The following is a 16,967-nucleotide window of genomic DNA, read 5'->3' on the forward strand; positions in this document are numbered from 1 at the left end:
GGTGGTGCTGCTCCCCCGTGCGGTACCACCACAGCGTCCCGGTCCGCGATCCGCAAATTGCCGCCCGGGGAGGCAGTGCCCGCCCTCCAACCACTCCGAGGGCGGGCACTCGCACGTCCAGGGCTCGGAAACGACGAAAAGGGCCCGCCACCTGCCGAAGCAGATGACGGGCCCTCAATGGCGCTCCCCAGGCTGACCGCCCACGCTACGCGTCACGACCGGTACGGCGGAAGCGCCCGCGCCACACGCGCCGCCAGCTCCCCCGCACCCCGCCGGTCCCCACCAGACGGCGCGGTCGCCAGCGTCGGCACCAGCCAGTTCGGACCCAGCACATGCACCGGCCCCGCATACCCCGACACCCGAGCCTCCAGCCGGCCTGTTGGGAACGGGTACGACACGATCCGTGACCCGTGCACCACCAGCAGCGGCACCACCATCTCCGGCGGTACGCCCACCAGGCGGGCCACCGACTGCGCGTAGCGGACGACCTTCTCCACCTGGTCGTGCCGGTCCTCCGTCCCGCAGTGCACCCGACCCCGGATCAGGCAGGTTTCCTGCCCGGCGTGCCAGCTCTTCGTGTCCAACACCACGATCCCTCCCCGGACGAGGACGTGGTCGAGGTTGGCCCTGCCGTGCCCGGGTAACGCCCGGTCGTGCAGGATGTGCCAGCCCTGCGCCTGGAGCGGCTTGAGTAACTTCGCGGTGGTGGCCTCGCCGCGGGCCCCGTGGTCCCACAGGGCTGCCCTGGCGTCCGCTCGACGCGCAGCAGGGTTCAGGCCCAGCCAAGCCGTGACGGTCCGCCACACACCCCGCCGGGGATAAGCGCGGATCGCAGCAGCCTTCTGGGCGGCAGAGTTCTCATACGCGGTCACCGCTGCGCCTCCGGTCCAGAGAGGTTCGTCTGCTGACACCGGTGCGGCTGCTCCACAGTCGCCGTGGACCACATCCGGCACCCGTCGCAGAAGTCCCATCCCTCAGCGACCATCTCCGCGTACCGGTACGGTGTGCCGTCGGGATGCGTTGGACGCTGCCGCTGCTCAAGAACACCGGGATCTGGTCGGAAGTACCTGCCGGACTTCTTCCAGTCGTAGCGCACCAGCAGGAACATCCAGCCGCGCTTCGACAGCACCCGGAACACCGGCTCGACCATCCTGGTGCTGGGCATGACGACCTTCACGGCCTCCGGGTTCTGCTTCTCCCACACGGACAGCCGGGCACCCGGCCAGATCGGGATACGCATCAGCGCCCCTCCTTCGCCCGGTCCAGCCAGCCCCGGTAGTACTCGTGAGCTAGCCTGTCTGCGGTTCCGCCCGGCACACGCCCACCGAGGACGATGCCGAGCGCACTCTGCAAGCCGAGCACCTCACCGCTCACCTGAGTGCGGGCCCGCTCCAGCAGATTCGGGTCCTCCAGGCGCTGCATGCGCCGGTACAACTCCGCGGCTACTGCGTCCGCGATCGGCTCGGGCGTGACGCCGTAGCCCGGCCCGCGGTGCAGGAACGCGTCCACCCACCGTTGCAGGGTGGAGCGTTCGGTCGATTCGGTCACTGTCTGGTTGGTCATGCTGCCTTCCTGGTCTTGGGGTTGGGTCGGGCGTGGGCGCGTCGGGGCCGGCCGCGACGCATCCGCCGGGCAGCGTGCTCCACGAGCAGGGCGAGGGCGACGGAGAGGACCGTGCAGGCGACGACTGCGCCCGGCGTCAGGACGCGGCTGCCGGTGAGGGTCAGCCACGCCCAGGCGGTGGCGAGGGCTGTAACAGCGATCAAGGCGATGCTGGCGAGCAGCGGGGATATCCGTGGCACGAGGCCCTCCCGGGCGGGATGTGACAGGGGGTTACGGGAAGCGTCGATCTGGACGCCGATTCGGGTCTGAGCCCGGGAATCCTGATAGTTCGATCAAGGCCCGGTTACGCTGCGTCGAACAGTCCGTGTTGCATGGCCACCCGCGCGGCCGCCGAACGCCGCTCCCCACGGGGCAGATGGGCGACACCGAGCCGCTGGTAGATCCGCGACAGATGCGAACTCACCGCACGCGCCTCAATCCCCAACCGGTCAGCGACCACGGTGAGCGAGTCGCCCGACGCGGCCGCACGCAGCACCTCCACCTGCCGCCCACTCAACGACGGCACCGGCTCCGCAGTCGGCAGGCGCCAGTCCTCGGACAGCAGATGCGCCGGCGACACCCCGAGCGCCGTACAGGCGACGACGAACCCGCGGAGAGAACCGCGGCCCTCGTCCACGCTCTCGATGGCGCGCTTCCCCAGGCCGGAACGTCGACCCAGTTCCCTCTGGGACCAGCCGCGGGCTTGGCGTTCGGCACGGACACGGTCGCCCAGGTCGGCGAGGAGCTCGTCCCAGTCCTCAGACGGGACGGGCCCGCCGCTCGAGGACGACGGGCCCACCACAACCGGCGCGGTCACTGCTGCGCCCCGTCCTGCTGTGCGCGGCGGCGTTGTTCGCAGCGGATCGGGTCCGGGCACTGCGGGCGGCCGTCCCAGTAGACGCTCTGTCCGGTGACGGGCTGCTCGCACCACTGGCAAACGGGCGGAGGGTTGTCGGTCACTGCTGCGCCCCGTCCTGCCGCGCCCGACCCGTGGCTGACGGTCTCGGGCTTGGTGGTGGGCTGCGCCTCGGCAGCCAACCGGCGCGCGGCGACAGCCTGCTCACGCAGATCGGTCTCGATGTCCTGCACGCTGGCGGCGGTCCCCGTCATGCGCAGTCCACGCAGGAAGTCGGCGGCCCCGGTGAGGATCGCGGCCCGGTCGGCGGGCTCCGGCAGGACGGGCAGCACCGCGTCGGCGAGGTCATGCCGCTGCTCGACGGGCAGGTCGTAGTCCGCTTCTTTCAGCGCGGCGACGATGCGGTCGCGGAGGGCGGTCTGGTCTGCGGGCGACGACACAGGCACAGCGAGCGCGGCCCGGATCTGGTCCCGCAACTCACAGCCCGCGCAGGCAAGGTTCGCTGCCAGGTTGTCGTGGCGGGCTACGGACCCGTGCAGGGCGGACAGGTACGACTCCGCGTGGCGCAGGAGGTCGACGGCGGCGGGTTCGGTCATGGTGTGGCTCCTCGGGTCTGTGAAACGGTGGGTGGCACGGCCGGTCCCGATAGCCCCGGGACCGGCCGGCCTGCGTGCGGTGGTCACGCGGCGGCGATCCGCTCGGCGAGCGCTTCCGCCGCCCGCACCCGCTCCACGCACAGTTCGGCGAACTCGCGCTCGTACTCGACGAGGAAGCAGTGGCGGCCCGACAGGACCGCGGCGACACCAGTGCTTCCGGACCCCGCGCACGGGTCGACGACAAGGTCACCTCGGACGGTGGACGACTCGATCAGGTCGGCCACCAGCGGCACAGGCTTCTCATTCGGATGCCGCAGAGCGCTGGAGGAGTTCGGTCGCGGATACCGCAACACCGAGCCCTTCCGCAGTCGCGCACTCAACTGGCCAGCACCACGGTCCCGATTCGACCTGTACTTGATATGCACACCGAATGTGATCCGCTCATGCCCCGGCCCCCACGGCAGTGACAGATCCCCCATGCCAGTCATGCACTTGTCCCAGATGAGCTCGATACCGGCGCCCAGCCGAAGGGGCTCAACCAGCTGCTCATCGGTGTAGCCGAAAACGTACACGTGGCGGGCGTTTGCCAGACCACGCGCCTTCGAGCCGCGGCTGATGGTCCCCTCGGGTCCGATCCATTCGGCGAGCACGGCCGGCCAGTCCACGGTGCCGTCGTCGCCCGTGATCTGGGTGAAGTTTCGGCCGAAGCCGGATTCGTAGGCGACGCCGTAGGGCGGGTCGGTGCACAGCAGCCCGTATGCGGGGGGCACTTGGGCGATCACCTCGGGGTCGCGGCAGTCGCCCCAGATGATCGTGGCCCGGTCAGTGTGGTGGAGGATCTGGCCGCCGGGCGGTGGGGCGAGGTGCAGGTCGAGGGCGGCGGGTTCGGTCACGAGCGGTCTCCTGGGTGTGGTGTGTGGTTGGGGTGGCAGACGACTCACGCAGACACAGGCGCGGTGCGCGAAGCGTCCTGGCACTTCCAGTCGGCTTCGTGGTCGGCAAGCTACTGAAGGACGGTGGCTTCGCCCTCGTAGTCCTGCTCCTCGCGGGCCTGTACGGCGAGTTGCCGGTACGACAGGCGGATCTCGTTGCGCTTCGCCTCAACGGCCGGGCGCTCCAGCTCGGTGACGCGGTCGTCGGTCATACGGGTTCGTCTCCTCAGGCGGGCAGGTAGTGGAGCTGGATGGCCTGGTCGTCGCCCTCGGCGGCGTCCCAGCGGACGGTCCACGGGATCTCGGAGTCCTCGGGCTCCCACTCGAACACCGCCCAGTGGGCTTCCACGTCGTCGGCGGCGACCGTGTCGAACCGGGGGTCGTAGAGGCGGCCCGAGACGTCACGCCGATACGCGTTGACCGCCGTAACGGCCGCCTCCTGGTCCGAGGTGAGGGCGATCAGAGCACCGTCCTCACCGATGGAGCAGATCAGCACGCCCTCCCACTCGCCCTCCAACTGCTCGGCGGTGGGGGTGAAGCGGCCCATCGGCAGCTTCGGCACCGGGCCGACCTCGTCGAGGTAGCGCAGCCCCTCGTAGTCCGGGCGGATGTGCAAGTTGGAGCGGCGGCCGTCCAGGCGGACCTTCAGGGACGCCAACTGGTCGGGGACAGTGCCCGTGATGACGCCCGGGTACGAGGGCGCGCTGGCCTGGTTCAGGTCGCGGTAGTAGGTGAACTCCACGCGCTGGCCGATAACGGCCTGGGCGGGCAGGACCGGGGTGAGGCGTGCCGGGCAGAACCTGGCGCCGTCCCCGCCGGGCAGGTCCAACCACATGAACTCGCCGTACGTGTGCTCCTTGTTGGTGCGGAAGAAGCAGTCCGCGTACTCGGGGTGGCCCAGCTCGGTGAGTACCGGCCGCAGGTGCGGGATGGCGTGCTCGGCAACGGTGCGGGCGGCCTGGTTCGGGTCGGTGAAGTCCACGGTGATCGGCGGCACGGGGAAGGTGTCACCGAGCTTGCCGAATTCGATTTGGTAGGTGGCCATACGGTCGGGTGCTTTCTTGTGAGGTGTCGGGCGAAATGGGGCCGCCCCACCCCGCTGGGGGGTGCGGGGTGGGGCGGCGGTGCCGCGCGGGGGGTTGCGCGGCCGGGCGGTCCCCCAAGGGGGGCGAGGGGACCGGGGTTCAGGCGAGCGGCTTGTCCAGGCCAAGCGCGTCGCGCAGCAGCCGCCGCAGCACGGATGCCGCCTCGGCCGTGATTCGCTCGTCATCGGCCATGTCGCCCACCTCGTCCAGGACGCCCTCGACCGCGGCCCGCAGGCTGTACTGCTCCTGCCGCAGTTGCTTCTCCTCCCGGGCATTCGTGCAGTCCTGCTGGACGCATGCCTCGCCGGCGTCGGTGAGGGCCTGCACCGTGTGCGTGCTGCCGTCCTCCAGATGCCGTTCCTGAGCGTCGCTGGCTGTCTGCTTCGGGAAGACCTCATCGAGGATGGCGCGGATCGAGTCGGCGTCGCTCTGATCCAGTTCGACCGTGCGGAGGTTCCGGCTGCGGCCCACGTACTTGGGGCCCATGAGCCGGTAGCCGTGGCCGCTGTTCTCGCCGCTCATGGCGTTGATGCTGAGCTGGTAGGCCGGGAACTGGCGGTCGCTGTTCGCGGCGTCGAGCGTGATCGTGGCCTTCTTCTCGGCGGGCTTCTCCGTCATCTTCAGTTCTCCTGTTCAGGGTTGGTGATGGGGTGGGCCGCGCAGCCTTGGGGGTGGGGGCTGCGCGGCCCGGGGGTGGCCTCCCAAGGGGGGCGGGGAGGCCGGGAATGTGGTCAGGTGGCCCGTTCGAGCCAGAACCCGTCCGAGTGCTCGTCCTGGTGGCGACGCCCAACAATCCAGCCGTTCAGGCGGCGCAGGTCCTGCCACGTCCAGCGCAGGCCTAGGGACGCCCAGCCGTCCTCCGGCCGGTTCATCAGATACACGCGCCCGTCATGCGGGTGGATACGGACCAAGACCCGGTCATCGAGCGAGTTCAACTCCAGCGGAGCCGCCTGGAAGATCGGGCACGTCTCGCACTTGCCGTCGGCGATGCACGGCCCGTATCCGCCGTATCCGGCCCGCCGCGTGTCCTGCGACTCGCGCAGGTGGCTGTAGTCGCGGGGCCGCAGTGCGCACTCGTCATCGACCAGCGCGCCCATGGAGCCAATGGACAGGCGCGTCCAGCCACGGCCGTCGGGTCCGCCGAGCGCAGGTTCGGGCGCCTTCAGGTGGATCGGCATCACTGGCCCTCGCTCTCGCTGAGCAGACGGTCAATCAGGGTGCGGGCGAGTTCGGCGTTCCCGTCGAAGTAGATGGTGAGAGCGTGCTCGATGACGTGCCGGGTGCTGCCGCTGGTCGGCGCGGACTCGGCACGGGCAGGCTCGCGGTCCATGGTGGGGATGGCGTCGGCCATGGCGTTCTCCGTCAGGTGGTCAGACGATGCGGTACGAGCTGGCGCGGTAGCCGAAGTCGGCCCACTGGTCGGCGTGCTCGGCGGCGAGTTCGTTGAGGTCCTCGCGGGTCTGTGCCTCGGTGTCGGGGGTGACGGTGCGGACGCTGCCGGGGACGGTGTAGCCATCCGGGTCGGTGAGGCGTAGCTCGGTCATGGGTCCCCCGTGGGTTGTTTGGTGGCGATACCTCCACACTACCCGTCTCGGCATGGCATCGCAATGCCTATATGGGTTCGGGCACGAGAAAGGGGCCCGACCCGAAGGCCAGACCCCTCAACACCCGCACGCCGCCCGGTCAGAAAGGAGGCTCGTCACCGCCCCACGACCCCGCCGACTGCCCGCCCGGCGGCGAACCCCACGGATCCTCCAAACCCTCACGCGACGACGCCTGACGAGCCGCATCCATCGCCTGCCGCTTCCCCGACCCCGACCCACCCGCCTTCTCCACCCGCGCCGTCGCGTACCGCAACGACGGACCAATCGCATCCAGCAACAGAGACGGACCCGACCGCTTCTCCCCCTCCCGGTTCGTCCACTGATCCGTCTTCAACCGGCCCGCCACCACCACCTCCATCCCCTTCTCCAACGATTCGGCGATCCGCTCCGCGTGCTGGTCGAACGCCTTCCCGTCGATGAAGAAGGAGTCGCCGTCGACCCACTGCCCCGAGTCGTCCTTGCGGCGCGCGTTGAACGCCAGGCGCACCCGCACCACCGCCTTGCCCTGAGCGCTGAATCGCAGCTCCGGGTTGTCGATCAGCCGTGCGGTTCCGTTCAGTGTCGGCAGGCTCATGCCGCTTCTCCCATCTCGTTCTTCGTCAACGTCTTGGTGGTCATCTGCTGGTACGCCAAGCGCACCGTCTCCCGGTTGATCTCCAACTCCCGGGCCACCTGCCGCAGCGGCATGCCCTCCCCGCTCATCCGCAAGATCGTCCGCCCGGCCACCTTGATGACGTCGTCCACCGTCAACGAGGCCCCGGACTCCACACGCACCCGGATCTCCTCTTCCTGGAGACGGGCCATCGGTTCGGCCACGCCGTCCGCGGCAAGGCGCTCCAGGGCGTCCTCACGCTGCCTCAGCACCGCCAGCGCCGCGCTCACCACGCTCTGCGGCACACCCAGCACCACCCCGATCTCCGCATGCGAGATACCCCGACGCTCCAGCGTCTTCAGCCGCTCCTTGGACTCCGCCACCAACTTCCCGATCACCGAAGGCCTGGTCGGCCGCTTGTAGCCAGCCGGGGCCGGAACCAGCATCACGAACGCCCCGTACACCGCGGTCGGCGTGGAACCCAACTGGCGGGCCACCTCCTGGACGCTCATGTGGTGCTGGACCAGACACAGCAGCAGATACGCTCCGTGCTTCACGGCCATCTGACGGGCCGACGTCTTACCCGGACGGCGCCCAGCCAGGGACTGCACGACCGAGGCCGGACGAAGGCTGTTCTCCCGCTCCTGCCCGGTCATGCCGCCACAGATGGCGTCCGGCTCGTTCCGTCGGAACGCGTCCTCAAGACAGAGCTGCTTGACCGGGCAGGCCTCGCAGATCTGCTTGGCCTCCGCGATCCGTTCGGCCGGCGTGTTCCGCTCAGGGAAGAACAGGTCCGGGTCGACGGACGCGCAAGCAGCCTGCGCCCGCCAACTGGTCAGGGTGCTCACGCCGCCACCCCCAGGCCCTGCTTCCGCTCCTCCGCGAAGTACTCCACAGCCCGCCGCAGCACGTTGTACGACACCCCCAGCTGCTCCGCGATCGCCCGCTGGCCGACCTTCGCCGCCAGCTGCTCTTCGATGTGCTGCTGGTTGTCCAGGCACACCACGAACGACTGCCCGCCCGCCTGCACCAGAGCGCGGCGCTCCTGCTCCGACAGGCCGCCCCACACGCCGGACTGCTGGCCGGTGTCCAGCGCCCACTCCAGGCACCGTTCACGGACCGGGCAGCGTCGGCACACGGTCTTGGCATGCTCGGTCTGAGCCGCTGCGGGCCCGGTGGTGCCGACGGGAAAGAACAGCTCCGGCGGTTCCTCGCGGCATGCGGCGTCGTCGCGCCAGTCGTAGTCGCGGGTGAGGTGCAGCGCGGCGTGCCTTGTGCGGCGGCGGGTTGGGGGCGTGGTGGTGGTCATGCGGTGGCTCCGGGAAGGGTGTAGAGGCGGATGATCGCGCCGGGCTCGGGCAGGGCTTCGGGGTGCTCGCTGGGGAAGGCCTTGGTGGCGGTGACGCGGATGATGCGGGAGTCGTCGACCACGGCCTGGCCGTCGGCGATGCCGTCGAAGGTGGAGCGGAGGAGCTTGTCGAGGTCGCCGCTGTCGCGGGTGGTGGGCCAGGTGCGGCGCCGCTTGGGCGCGGAGGCTGGCTTGCGGACGGTGAAGACGATCTCGGCTGCCAGGGGTCCGTCGAGCGGGAACTCTCCGGGTGCGGTGGTGAGGGCTTGGCGGGTGGCTGCTGTGACTAAGGCTCGCCAGGGCTTGACGCGTTTGGACTGCTCGACGAGGACGGCGGAGACGCGGCCGGAGGCGCTGTTGCGGCGGTGTCCGGCGTACTTTTTGCTGCCTTGGGGTGCGGGCCGGCCGTGGACCACGATGGTGAGGCGGAGTTCGCGGCCGGTCTCGGGGGCGGTCGTGGTCATCGGTTGGTGGGCTCCGGGTCGTCGGGATGGCGGGTTTGGGTGACGGCGATGGTGACGGGGACGGATCCGTCGGCGTCCTTGGCGCAGAACACCCACTGGTGGATGTCGGGGTCGATGTGGACGTGTTCGTGGTGGGCCATGTCCACGTACTTGCCGTCGGGCAGGAGGACGTTGGCCTCGAGGCAGTGCGTGTCCTTGTCATGGTGGCCGACGCGGAGGAGGTCGCCGTTCCAGACGCGGAGGCCGGGGTGGTGGGGTACGGGGATGCCGAGCTGGTTGTCGCCGTTCTCTGCGGCAACGAGGGCGTTCACGTTGGCCTGGTGGAGGGCAGCGGCCAGGGCGGCGACGTAGCCGGGCGTGTGCTCAGGCACGGCGGGCCGCCCTTCGCTTCTCCATGGCCAGGGCGTCGGCGACGGTGTAGCCGTTGACGGTGACGAGTGGCGCGTGTTCCTTGGCGAGCTTGATCGCGGTGTCGAGGTCGAAGCGGTGCTCGGCAAGCCACTCGTCCTCACGCTCGGAGGGGATGGACTCGTAGGACCAGGTGCCGTTGGACCCGAGGCACCGGCTCATACGGACGACGGCCCACAGGCCTCGGCCGCGGTACTCGACGGCCAGGTTGAAGCTGGCGCCCTCCTGGTCGTCGGGTTCGAAGCAGGAGACGACGTAGCGCGTGGCCTGCACGGTGGGCTCGGAAATCTGGGTCACGGCTCGGGGTGCTCCTTCGGAGTGTCGGTGGCGCGGGCGGCGAGCCCGTCAGCGATGTCCTGGGCGGGGAGGGGCTGGGTGTCCGCCATCGCGGTCTTGGCGCGGGTGAGGGCGTCGCCGAGGGCGCGCGGTTCCCGGTTCGGGAGGGCGACGGGGATGGATTCGGTGGGTGCGTCGCCGGGCAGTGCGGGGGCGGTGGCCGCGGTGTGGATGCCGAGGGCGGCGAGTTCGTCGGCGGTGAGCGGGGGGACGGTGCTGAGGTCGCAGTGGGGGGTTCGGCAACGGGTGGCGTGGACTCGGGCCGCTGCCGCGGTGGAGGGGCTGGTGAGGGTGTAGGTGTGGATGGCGCCCATGGGGCAGAGGGCTTGCCAGGTGAGGGTGTGGGTGTTCTGGGTGTAGGTGAGGAGGCTGTGGTCGGGGAGGAGGCGGGCGGCGGTGCCGTCGTGGCCGTCGGCCCAGTCGCGGATGCGGGGGGTGGTGATTCCGGCGATGCGGGCGGCGAGGGTGGCGTAGCCCTGGATGTCGGTCATGAAGGGGCGGGTGCGGGTGGGGAGCGGGGCCTTGGCGGGTTTGACGAGCGCGAGGGCGGTGGTTTTGCGGGGGGTTCGCTTAGCGGGCGGCTTCGCGGCCGTGGCCTTCTTGGCCGGCTTCTTCGCGGTCGTCTTCTTCGCGGTGTTGGTGGTGCGTCCGGTGGTGGCCATGGGCCTGCTCCGTCCTGCGGTGCGGTGGGTGCGGGGTGGTGCTCCGGTGCTGGTGGTGGAGGATGAGGAGGGCGAATGCGGTGAGGACGGTGAGGGCGATGCCGTCCGGCCAGGTCACGGGGCGGCCAGCGCCGGGAGGGCGTAGGCGCGGTTGGCGATGAGCTGGCGGAAGCCGGTGCGTTCCCAGCTGGTGTAGCGGCGGGTTCGCAGGTCGTGGTAGCCGCTGACGGTGGAGCACATGATCGGTTTGATGCCGGTGCTGTTGTACGGGCAGGTGTCGGGGTGGGCGAGGCCGACGGCGTGGCCCATCTCGTGCCAGATCATGTTCATGCGGCTGTACTCGGGGAGTCGGGCTGCCGCAGTCCAGTAGTCGGCGTTGATGAAGATGTACGAGCCGTCTGCGGCGAGGCGGGGGGTGCCGCAGGAGTAGGAGATGGACCGGCGGGGGTAGTCGGGGACGGGTTTGCTCATGTAGCGGAGGCTGATGACGTGTCCGCTGGGGCAGGCGCCTTGGGTGGCGGGCACGATCCGGGTGGTGACGGTGAACTTGACGCCGAGGTAGGAGGCGAGTTCGGTGGCGGTGTTTTTGACGTAGGGGGTGAGCTTGGTTCGGCTGGTGGCGTCGTGGAAGGCGATGGTCCAGTTCGCGGTGTCGATGTGGGTGATGCCGCGTGCGGCGTTGATCTTCCAGCCGTTTCCGGTGACGACGGGTGCGGTGGCGGGGTGGGCGTCGCTGGGGGTGGCTATGACGGTGCCGAGCGCGGCCGTGGTGGCGGCCAGCGCGGCGAGGGTGCGGCGGAGCTTCACGGGGGTTCCTTCCAGCGGGTGCGGGTGGTGCGTGTGTTCAGGCGGCGCGCCGGTGGGAGTGGTGCGGGCGGCGGTTGCGGGTGTGGAGGGTGGAGGTGTCGCGGCCCTGCTTGCGGTCCAGCCACGTCTGCGCGACGTCGGCCTGGGCGTTGATCTGGGCGATGTGCCCGTTCATCAGGCCGGCGACGGCGTTGCCGTAGCCGAGGCGGTACAGCTCGGCGGGCTGGACGTGCTGGGTCTGCGGGTATTCGGCGTCGAGGAGTTCCGCGGCCCGGCGCTTGAGGGTGTCGATGGTCTCGCCGGCGTGGTACTCGTCGTAGGCGTCGGCGACGCCCATGGCGTAGAAGGGGTCGCGGGCGAAGGGGCTGACGGCGTTGGTGACGGTTTGAACGGTCATGGCAGTTGGGGGCCTTTCAGGCGGCGGAGGCGTTGGTGTGGGCGGCGTGCTTGGCGGCGCGGAGGATGCAGCCGATGACCTCGGACGTGGAGGGCGGCTGGGTGCAGCCGATGGGGTTGGTGAACGTCCACTGGGAGACGTGCTCGATGACGTCGGGGCGGCCGTCGGTGTCGGGCACCTCGTAGTTGCGGATGGCTGCGGAGATGGCGCGGATGGCGTCCATGGCGGCGGGGCTGGCTTCGATCAGCTCGCGGGAGGTGCCTTCGTCCGTGAAGAACGTGTCGGGCACCTGGCCTGTGGTGGCGAGGTAGACGGCCGCGCAGATGTCGAGGGGCGCTTCGAGGGTGGCGCGGCGGCCGGTGTTGGCGGCGAACTGGTGGCCGGTGTGGAGGCCTCGGAAGTCGATGATCCGGGCGGTCTCGTTCAGGATCAGGTCGGTGCCGTGCATGCGGGGTCTCCCCTGTAGGTGGGTTGGTCCGGCCCGGCCGCGCAGAGTCGGTGTCGTGCGCGGCCGGGCCTGCCTGGTGGGGGCGGGTTAGTCGGCGGTTTCGCGGTGGCGGTCGGTGCAGGTGGGGCACTGGACGCGGCCGAGGTTGAAGCCCTTGGACTGCTCGATGACGTGGGCGTCGGGGTCTTCGGCGTCGAAGATGCAGCCGCAGACGCAGGAGCAGGCGCAGCGCCGTATGTCGCCACTCGCGGGGAGGGGCATGCCGATGGCGCGGGCTGCGCGGCGCATCACGTCGAGGAAGTGGTCGGTGGTGCCTGCCTCGTCGGCCTCCTCCATCAGCCGCTGAAAGTCCTGCTGCTGCGCCTTGGTGAGGGCGTAGTAGTCGGCTTCGAGGCGTGCGGAGGCGTGCGTCATCACGGCCACGGCGGGCTCCTGAGGGGTGGTGAGGGTGCGTCAGCACCTGTTGGGGGCGGCTGACGTCTTCAACACCTCCACACTAACCCTATCGGCATGGCGATGCAATGCCTATGCCGGTTCGGGTATGAGAGAAGCGCCGCCCCGGGTCTGGGGGACGGCGCTTCAGCAGGCGGGGGCGCGAGGCTCGTTCAGCAGGCCGGGTCGGAAGGCTCCTGTCCGGCCGCCCAGTCGCGGTGGAGTTCCATCAGGTCCGTGTAGGACACCCACGCGGCCTTGCTGCCCGGGCGCCGGTACGTGGTGACACGGTGCCGGGCGGCGCGCACAAGGCGCTTCAGCGTGGACACGGATGTCGGGTACGGGCATTCCCGGAACATCTCGACGGCCTCTTCGTACGTGACGAGGTCGTTCGGGAGCGGCTCGCCGGCAGGTGCGGGCTGGGCGATGGCCACGGGTTGTTCCCCTTTCGGTGGGCCGTCGTTCGCAGCTCCGACCGGCCGAAATGGGTGAACCCCTGAGGGTTCGGGTGCGGATGAGGGTTGATCAGCTTTTGCGGTTGATAGGTAGACACCCCACAGGCGGATCAGGTTGCGTGGCGGGCGGCTGCCGTCTTCGCTCGGGCCCGGATGTGCCGGTGCGCCAGGAAGCCCAGTTCGTAGCTGTGGGCCCTTCCGTCCTGGTTTACGCAACGGCGGTTGATGCACACCGCCCGGGTAACCGGGTTCTGCCACACCAAACTCGCCCAGCAACCGCAGTCGGGGCAGGACTGCCGTTTGAGGAACCGGTGTACGACCTCCGTCTCCCCCATGGCGAGGGCGTGTTCGAGCCTCTGCCGGAACACGATCGCTTCGCCGGTCAGCTGGCGGCGGGGGTCAAGTTGGCGGGTGTTGGCCCGCATCCACGCGTAGACGCGGTCGTCCGCAGGCGCGGGGCTCGCGTCGGGGACGTTCGACTCGACGTAGGCGGCGACCTCGGTGACGGAGGCCCGCATGTGGTCGACGATGCCCGGGTCGATCGGCAGGGGCGGGAACGTGGGCCCGCCGGTGCTCCGGATGGTGCCGGGTTCTCGGGGGGCGGGATGGCGCCGCACGTAGTGTGCGGCCATCAGTTTCAGCTGCTGGGCCGCTGTTGCGGCGTCGTCGTCTCCCGCGCCCATGGCATCCCCTATCCCACGGCGGCCCCGTTGGCGCGCGGCGTACGGCTGTGGGGGAGCCATGGGGGCGTGCGCCGGGGGGCCGGAGTTGGTCACTCCGGGTGTTCCGGACGCCCCACTATTGCACGCAGATCCCGCCAGTTGAACAGAGTGTCAGCGGGAGTCGACAGGACGCATGCATTTGTGTCCGATTCGTCATCACAAGGGGTAGATCTTCGGGAGAACCTTCACAACGCGCGTGGTGCGCTCCGCATCCCTTCGATCATTCCGTGCAAGGTGAGGTGCTGCTCGGGGGTGAGATGGCCCTGGGCGAGGGCGCCTTGCAGCATGAGTGCGGTGGCGTCCATGGCGATCTCGAAGGCCTGCCGGGTGGCGGGGTCGGTGAGGGTGCGTTCGTGTTCTGCGTAGAGGGCTTCGAGGGTGCAGGCGAGGTCTGTGAGGGGGTCGTCGGACTGGTCGGGTTGGTACGCGGTGTTGCCTCCGATCGCGGCCGCTCCTGGACTGGTGGCGGTGGGTTTCGGGGTGGTCCGCCAGTCGTGCAGGTTGATGACGGACCCGCCGGTTGGGGGTCCGGGCGGGGTCGCCGGCGCTGAGGGCATGGCGGGGCTCCGCTCCTCTGGCAGGGTGTCGGGAAGGTGCTCATCACCCACGGTTCCCGCCGGGTGATATGGGGTGGTCGGGCCCCGGTCGGGTCTGGCTGCCAGTCCAGGCCCTGAGGTGCCCACTGTGGCATCGATTACGTACGGGTAGTAAGGGCACGCTCAGTTTTTGGCGGGGTTTTGTCGTGACAAGCGGCGAGTCTGCGCCAGTGAGTGATTGTGTGAATACCGGCAGCGGTTGACACGTTCAAGCGGGGCATGAGGAAGGCCCCGGCAGAAGGAGTGGGGGCGGTGTTGCCGACAACGCCGTCCGTGTCTCCTACAGGGGCCCTTGGAACCTCACGCCCACACCCGGGGGTTTCATTCCCTGGGCATGCCCGTCAGTTGACGGCAGTGTAATCCGACTTCCGGTCACGCTGGTGGGGGAGTTCCCAATCCGTTCCCCGGGGCGCTGTGCGGTCGGGTGGGGGTGCCGGTGCCGGGCCGGGGGACTGGCGTGCGGAGGGCTGCGAAACGCCCGTGGGGGTCCCAACGAAGCAGTCCCCGGCCCGGCCACCGGCCGCCCCCGGGGAGGAGACCGGCCCACCCACCCTTCATCCCGGATCCGGCCGGAAGGAAGGGCTGGCACGGCGGGTCACACGATCAGGTGACGCAAAACCCCGACAATCCGACCACACGGTGACCGAATGTGACCGGACACGACAACGGCCCCGCTGCCCAGGATGGCTGGGCGGCGGAGCCGTGTCTCGTTCGGGTCAGCTGGTACGCACCGCGACCGAAGCCTGGCCCTGCTCGGCCAGGTCGTGTTCCCTCATGCGCTCCATCATGCGACTCCGCTCGTGCCGCGTCATCTTGTCGATCGCAATGTCAGCGCAGGCCACGCCGTCATGCCACGGCATCTTCACCTGGCGGCGCTCCTGGCCCGGTTGGGCCTCCAGAGGGCTGTCGTCGCTGCGCGGTTCAGGAACTCTGTCCGGGGCCGCTGTAGGCGCCTCTGGCCGTTCTGTGGGCTCGGCCGGGGCGGGCTCCTGGTTTACCGCGGTAAACCGCTTCGGCTCCGCCTGCTCGACTACGAGTGCGGCCAGCTTCGGCGCAGGGTCGAGGACCGCCTGCGGCTCCGGCTGGTTTACCGCGGTAAACCGCTTCGGCGGCAGGGGTGGAGGTGCGGGCTCGTTCGGCTGGGAGCGCTCAAGACGCAGACGTGCAGCGGCCTCCTTCTCCAGGCGGCGCTGCTCGAGCTTCTCCTTCCACGCCGCTGCCTGAACCTCCTGCGGAAGGCCGGCGATGTCCCGGGCGACCCGGATGGGCATCTCTCCCACAGCGACCAGTTCCTGGAGCTCGGCGGTGAGCTTGAGGAGCTTGCGCTGCTGGCTGACCCACCCCTTGGTCTTCCCGTAGTACACGGCTACAGGGTCGGCGCCGTCGAGTTGGGTGACCATGATGTCAATCCCGAGGGCGCGCTCGATCGGGTCGAGGTTCTCGCGGTCGTTGTTCTCGGACTGCACCGCGTCCAGGAAGTCCGCCCTCGACTTGGCGACGTCTTCCTTGTGAACGACCTCGAGCGCGGGCCGGCCGACGAGGCGGGAGGCTCGGTAGCGGCGCTCGCCGTTGGCGATGACGTACGCCGCCTGCCCAACATACTCGGCTTCCTCGGGCCACAGCTTCAGGTACGCAGTCCGGGAGACCACGACGGCGGGCTGCAGCTGCTCCTTGGCCAGCTTCTCCCCGAACTCGCGCAGTTCGGCTTCAGTGCCGAACCGGCGCCGCGGGTTGAACCGCGTGGGAACCAGCTTGTCCAGCGGCACCGACAGAAGCAGCGGATCAGATCGGCCGGGAACGTCATCGACCTTCTGTCCAGCGAGGGAGACGAGGCTTGTGCGGCGGCCAGCCATCATCGACCTCCCCCGTATCCGAGCTCGATGGCGAGCCGGTAGAAGTCCTCCCGCGCCTTGTAAGAGGGCCGGTTCTCCTCGTACTGGGTGACGACCCTGCCTTCAACGGACGCCCGGGTATGGACCTTGTACCGCCTTATCACCGTCTCCAGAGTGGGCCAGCCCTGCGCCGTGATGTAGTCGCGGGTCTCCTCGAGGTCGGCCTTGCCATCGCGCGGGTCCCAGTTGTTCACGAGAACCCGGTAGGGCAGGCCGGTGGGCTCGATCACCTTGGCGATGGTTCGTGCGGTGGGGTCGAAGGCGAGCGGCTCGGGCGGCAGCGGCACGATCACTTCGTGCGCGTACTTCAGGGCCTCCAGGAGCAGGTTCTCGTCCTGAAGACTGCCGGGGGTGTCGATAAAGACGTACTGAAGGTGGCCAGAGCCCTTGAGGACGTCGGCGACGACGGCACCGAGGTTGAGGGTGACGGTGGTCTTGCCGACGCCGCCCTTCTGGTTGGCGATGACGATGACCTTGGCGCCGGTGTCCTTGAGGACGGCGAGGTTCTCCGGGGTTTCGTGCTCTTGGGAGAAGTCGAAGGGGAGGTCGGTGATCCTGTTCGCCCACCAGACGGTTGAGGCCTGGGGGTCGATGGACACGACGTAGACAGCAGCTTGCATGGGTGCTCCGTGTGCTTCCCGTGGGTTCCGGTACTGCGGGCAGGGAGCATCATTCCAGACCGGTGGCTGAAGTCTGGTGGTGGCGGCGGGCGTTTCGCCCTTACGGGGCTGCG

At 69.5% G+C, this 16,967-nt stretch carries 28 protein-coding genes and 1 pseudogene; all 29 read right to left on the reverse strand.

Features of this window, described 5'->3' with window-relative positions:
* Nucleotides 1-212 precede the first annotated feature (212 nt).
* Nucleotides 213-872: a nuclease-related domain-containing protein gene (locus tag AB0959_RS40335; protein WP_366831780.1), complete on the reverse strand. Its 660-nt coding sequence runs from the start codon at nt 870-872 to the stop codon at nt 213-215.
* Entirely contained in the window at nt 869-1,240 is a 372-nt protein-coding gene (locus AB0959_RS40340) for a hypothetical protein (RefSeq protein WP_366831781.1), read from the reverse strand. Before AB0959_RS40340 ends, AB0959_RS40335 begins: the two co-directional genes overlap by 4 nt.
* On the reverse strand, nt 1,240-1,563 hold the full coding sequence (locus tag AB0959_RS40345) for a hypothetical protein (protein WP_366831782.1): 324 nt from the start codon (nt 1,561-1,563) through the stop codon (nt 1,240-1,242). The genes AB0959_RS40340 and AB0959_RS40345 overlap by 1 nt, the downstream gene beginning before the upstream one ends.
* The gene (locus AB0959_RS40350) at nt 1,560-1,802 is read right to left on the reverse strand and encodes a hypothetical protein (protein WP_366831783.1); all 243 of its coding nucleotides are present in this window, start codon (nt 1,800-1,802) and stop codon (nt 1,560-1,562) included. The genes AB0959_RS40345 and AB0959_RS40350 overlap by 4 nt, the downstream gene beginning before the upstream one ends.
* 104 nt (nt 1,803-1,906) lie before the next feature.
* A complete protein-coding gene (locus AB0959_RS40355; RefSeq protein ID WP_366831784.1) occupies nt 1,907-2,419 on the reverse strand; it encodes a LuxR C-terminal-related transcriptional regulator in 513 nt (170 codons plus the stop codon).
* Nucleotides 2,416-3,054 (reverse strand): hypothetical protein, encoded by a 639-nt coding sequence (locus AB0959_RS40360; RefSeq protein ID WP_366831785.1) that lies wholly within the window; start codon nt 3,052-3,054, stop codon nt 2,416-2,418. The genes AB0959_RS40355 and AB0959_RS40360 overlap by 4 nt, the downstream gene beginning before the upstream one ends.
* Nucleotides 3,055-3,137: 83 nt before the next feature.
* Complete coding sequence (locus tag AB0959_RS40365) at nt 3,138-3,947, reverse strand: DNA methyltransferase (protein WP_366831786.1); 810 nt, start codon at nt 3,945-3,947, stop codon at nt 3,138-3,140.
* 110 nt (nt 3,948-4,057) lie between these two features.
* Entirely contained in the window at nt 4,058-4,198 is a 141-nt protein-coding gene (locus tag AB0959_RS40370; RefSeq protein WP_366831787.1) for a hypothetical protein, read from the reverse strand.
* Nucleotides 4,199-4,212: 14 nt separating this feature from the next.
* Nucleotides 4,213-5,031, reverse strand: a complete 819-nt coding sequence (locus tag AB0959_RS40375; RefSeq protein WP_366831788.1) for a hypothetical protein — start codon at nt 5,029-5,031, stop codon at nt 4,213-4,215.
* 139 nt (nt 5,032-5,170) lie between these two features.
* On the reverse strand, nt 5,171-5,689 hold the full coding sequence (locus AB0959_RS40380; protein WP_366831789.1) for a hypothetical protein: 519 nt from the start codon (nt 5,687-5,689) through the stop codon (nt 5,171-5,173).
* 113 nt (nt 5,690-5,802) lie between these two features.
* Entirely contained in the window at nt 5,803-6,249 is a 447-nt protein-coding gene (locus tag AB0959_RS40385; RefSeq protein WP_366831790.1) for a hypothetical protein, read from the reverse strand.
* On the reverse strand, nt 6,249-6,422 hold the full coding sequence (locus tag AB0959_RS40390; protein ID WP_366831791.1) for a hypothetical protein: 174 nt from the start codon (nt 6,420-6,422) through the stop codon (nt 6,249-6,251). The genes AB0959_RS40385 and AB0959_RS40390 overlap by 1 nt, the downstream gene beginning before the upstream one ends.
* Before the next feature lie 19 nt (nt 6,423-6,441).
* Nucleotides 6,442-6,615 (reverse strand): hypothetical protein, encoded by a 174-nt coding sequence (locus AB0959_RS40395; RefSeq protein ID WP_366831792.1) that lies wholly within the window; start codon nt 6,613-6,615, stop codon nt 6,442-6,444.
* Nucleotides 6,616-6,754: 139 nt separating this feature from the next.
* Nucleotides 6,755-7,249 (reverse strand): single-stranded DNA-binding protein, encoded by a 495-nt coding sequence (gene ssb, locus AB0959_RS40400; RefSeq protein WP_366831793.1) that lies wholly within the window; start codon nt 7,247-7,249, stop codon nt 6,755-6,757.
* Entirely contained in the window at nt 7,246-8,115 is an 870-nt protein-coding gene (locus AB0959_RS40405) for a WhiB family transcriptional regulator (protein WP_366831794.1), read from the reverse strand. Before AB0959_RS40405 ends, ssb begins: the two co-directional genes overlap by 4 nt.
* Nucleotides 8,116-8,297: 182 nt before the next feature.
* A pseudogene (locus tag AB0959_RS40410) lies at nt 8,298-8,528 on the reverse strand (WhiB family transcriptional regulator); the annotation flags it as partial.
* A 44-nt stretch (nt 8,529-8,572) separates the two neighbouring features.
* Entirely contained in the window at nt 8,573-9,079 is a 507-nt protein-coding gene (locus AB0959_RS40415; protein WP_366831795.1) for a RusA family crossover junction endodeoxyribonuclease, read from the reverse strand.
* Nucleotides 9,076-9,450: a hypothetical protein gene (locus AB0959_RS40420; protein WP_366831796.1), complete on the reverse strand. Its 375-nt coding sequence runs from the start codon at nt 9,448-9,450 to the stop codon at nt 9,076-9,078. Before AB0959_RS40420 ends, AB0959_RS40415 begins: the two co-directional genes overlap by 4 nt.
* Nucleotides 9,443-9,784, reverse strand: a complete 342-nt coding sequence (locus AB0959_RS40425) for a hypothetical protein (RefSeq protein WP_366831797.1) — start codon at nt 9,782-9,784, stop codon at nt 9,443-9,445. Before AB0959_RS40425 ends, AB0959_RS40420 begins: the two co-directional genes overlap by 8 nt.
* Nucleotides 9,781-10,485 carry a hypothetical protein gene (locus AB0959_RS40430; RefSeq protein ID WP_366831798.1) on the reverse strand — a complete coding sequence of 235 codons (705 nt, stop codon included), beginning with the start codon at nt 10,483-10,485 and terminating at the stop codon, nt 9,781-9,783. The genes AB0959_RS40425 and AB0959_RS40430 overlap by 4 nt, the downstream gene beginning before the upstream one ends.
* A gap of 114 nt (nt 10,486-10,599) precedes the next feature.
* Complete coding sequence (locus tag AB0959_RS40435) at nt 10,600-11,292, reverse strand: hypothetical protein (RefSeq protein WP_366831799.1); 693 nt, start codon at nt 11,290-11,292, stop codon at nt 10,600-10,602.
* Nucleotides 11,293-11,329: 37 nt separating this feature from the next.
* Nucleotides 11,330-11,689, reverse strand: a complete 360-nt coding sequence (locus AB0959_RS40440; protein WP_366831800.1) for a hypothetical protein — start codon at nt 11,687-11,689, stop codon at nt 11,330-11,332.
* A 16-nt stretch (nt 11,690-11,705) separates the two neighbouring features.
* Nucleotides 11,706-12,137, reverse strand: a complete 432-nt coding sequence (locus tag AB0959_RS40445) for a hypothetical protein (RefSeq protein WP_366831801.1) — start codon at nt 12,135-12,137, stop codon at nt 11,706-11,708.
* An 87-nt stretch (nt 12,138-12,224) separates the two neighbouring features.
* A complete protein-coding gene (locus AB0959_RS40450; protein ID WP_366831802.1) occupies nt 12,225-12,560 on the reverse strand; it encodes a hypothetical protein in 336 nt (111 codons plus the stop codon).
* Nucleotides 12,561-12,742: 182 nt separating this feature from the next.
* The gene (locus tag AB0959_RS40455) at nt 12,743-13,003 is read right to left on the reverse strand and encodes a hypothetical protein (protein ID WP_366831803.1); all 261 of its coding nucleotides are present in this window, start codon (nt 13,001-13,003) and stop codon (nt 12,743-12,745) included.
* A 131-nt stretch (nt 13,004-13,134) separates the two neighbouring features.
* Complete coding sequence (locus AB0959_RS40460) at nt 13,135-13,707, reverse strand: hypothetical protein (protein WP_366831804.1); 573 nt, start codon at nt 13,705-13,707, stop codon at nt 13,135-13,137.
* 224 nt (nt 13,708-13,931) lie between these two features.
* Entirely contained in the window at nt 13,932-14,303 is a 372-nt protein-coding gene (locus AB0959_RS40465) for a hypothetical protein (protein ID WP_366831805.1), read from the reverse strand.
* A gap of 755 nt (nt 14,304-15,058) precedes the next feature.
* Complete coding sequence (locus tag AB0959_RS40470) at nt 15,059-16,198, reverse strand: ParB N-terminal domain-containing protein (RefSeq protein WP_366831806.1); 1,140 nt, start codon at nt 16,196-16,198, stop codon at nt 15,059-15,061.
* The gene (locus AB0959_RS40475) at nt 16,195-16,854 is read right to left on the reverse strand and encodes a ParA family protein (RefSeq protein WP_366831808.1); all 660 of its coding nucleotides are present in this window, start codon (nt 16,852-16,854) and stop codon (nt 16,195-16,197) included. Before AB0959_RS40475 ends, AB0959_RS40470 begins: the two co-directional genes overlap by 4 nt.
* Between the last annotated feature and the right edge of the window lie 113 nt (nt 16,855-16,967).

It is taken from the genome of Streptomyces sp. NPDC046862 (assembly GCF_040704615.1).
Lineage (GTDB): Bacteria > Actinomycetota > Actinomycetes > Streptomycetales > Streptomycetaceae > Streptomyces.

What these genes read in the sequence shown, in the direction of transcription:
- AB0959_RS40340 (WP_366831781.1), bottom strand. Translation starts at nt 1,240, where the DNA reads ATGCGTATCCCGATCTGGCCGGGTGCCCGGCTGTCCGTGTGGGAGAAG.
- AB0959_RS40345 (WP_366831782.1), bottom strand. Translation starts at nt 1,563, where the DNA reads ATGACCAACCAGACAGTGACCGAATCGACCGAACGCTCCACCCTGCAA.
- AB0959_RS40360 (WP_366831785.1), bottom strand. Translation starts at nt 3,054, where the DNA reads ATGACCGAACCCGCCGCCGTCGACCTCCTGCGCCACGCGGAGTCGTAC.
- AB0959_RS40370 (WP_366831787.1), bottom strand. Translation starts at nt 4,198, where the DNA reads ATGACCGACGACCGCGTCACCGAGCTGGAGCGCCCGGCCGTTGAGGCG.
- AB0959_RS40375 (WP_366831788.1), bottom strand. Translation starts at nt 5,031, where the DNA reads ATGGCCACCTACCAAATCGAATTCGGCAAGCTCGGTGACACCTTCCCC.
- AB0959_RS40380 (WP_366831789.1), bottom strand. Translation starts at nt 5,689, where the DNA reads ATGACGGAGAAGCCCGCCGAGAAGAAGGCCACGATCACGCTCGACGCC.
- AB0959_RS40385 (WP_366831790.1), bottom strand. Translation starts at nt 6,249, where the DNA reads ATGCCGATCCACCTGAAGGCGCCCGAACCTGCGCTCGGCGGACCCGAC.
- AB0959_RS40390 (WP_366831791.1), bottom strand. Translation starts at nt 6,422, where the DNA reads ATGGCCGACGCCATCCCCACCATGGACCGCGAGCCTGCCCGTGCCGAG.
- AB0959_RS40395 (WP_366831792.1), bottom strand. Translation starts at nt 6,615, where the DNA reads ATGACCGAGCTACGCCTCACCGACCCGGATGGCTACACCGTCCCCGGC.
- ssb (WP_366831793.1), bottom strand. Translation starts at nt 7,249, where the DNA reads ATGAGCCTGCCGACACTGAACGGAACCGCACGGCTGATCGACAACCCG.
- AB0959_RS40415 (WP_366831795.1), bottom strand. Translation starts at nt 9,079, where the DNA reads ATGACCACGACCGCCCCCGAGACCGGCCGCGAACTCCGCCTCACCATC.
- AB0959_RS40430 (WP_366831798.1), bottom strand. Translation starts at nt 10,485, where the DNA reads ATGGCCACCACCGGACGCACCACCAACACCGCGAAGAAGACGACCGCG.
- AB0959_RS40440 (WP_366831800.1), bottom strand. Translation starts at nt 11,689, where the DNA reads ATGACCGTTCAAACCGTCACCAACGCCGTCAGCCCCTTCGCCCGCGAC.
- AB0959_RS40445 (WP_366831801.1), bottom strand. Translation starts at nt 12,137, where the DNA reads ATGCACGGCACCGACCTGATCCTGAACGAGACCGCCCGGATCATCGAC.
- AB0959_RS40460 (WP_366831804.1), bottom strand. Translation starts at nt 13,707, where the DNA reads ATGGGCGCGGGAGACGACGACGCCGCAACAGCGGCCCAGCAGCTGAAA.
- AB0959_RS40465 (WP_366831805.1), bottom strand. Translation starts at nt 14,303, where the DNA reads ATGCCCTCAGCGCCGGCGACCCCGCCCGGACCCCCAACCGGCGGGTCC.
- AB0959_RS40470 (WP_366831806.1), bottom strand. Translation starts at nt 16,198, where the DNA reads ATGATGGCTGGCCGCCGCACAAGCCTCGTCTCCCTCGCTGGACAGAAG.
- AB0959_RS40475 (WP_366831808.1), bottom strand. Translation starts at nt 16,854, where the DNA reads ATGCAAGCTGCTGTCTACGTCGTGTCCATCGACCCCCAGGCCTCAACC.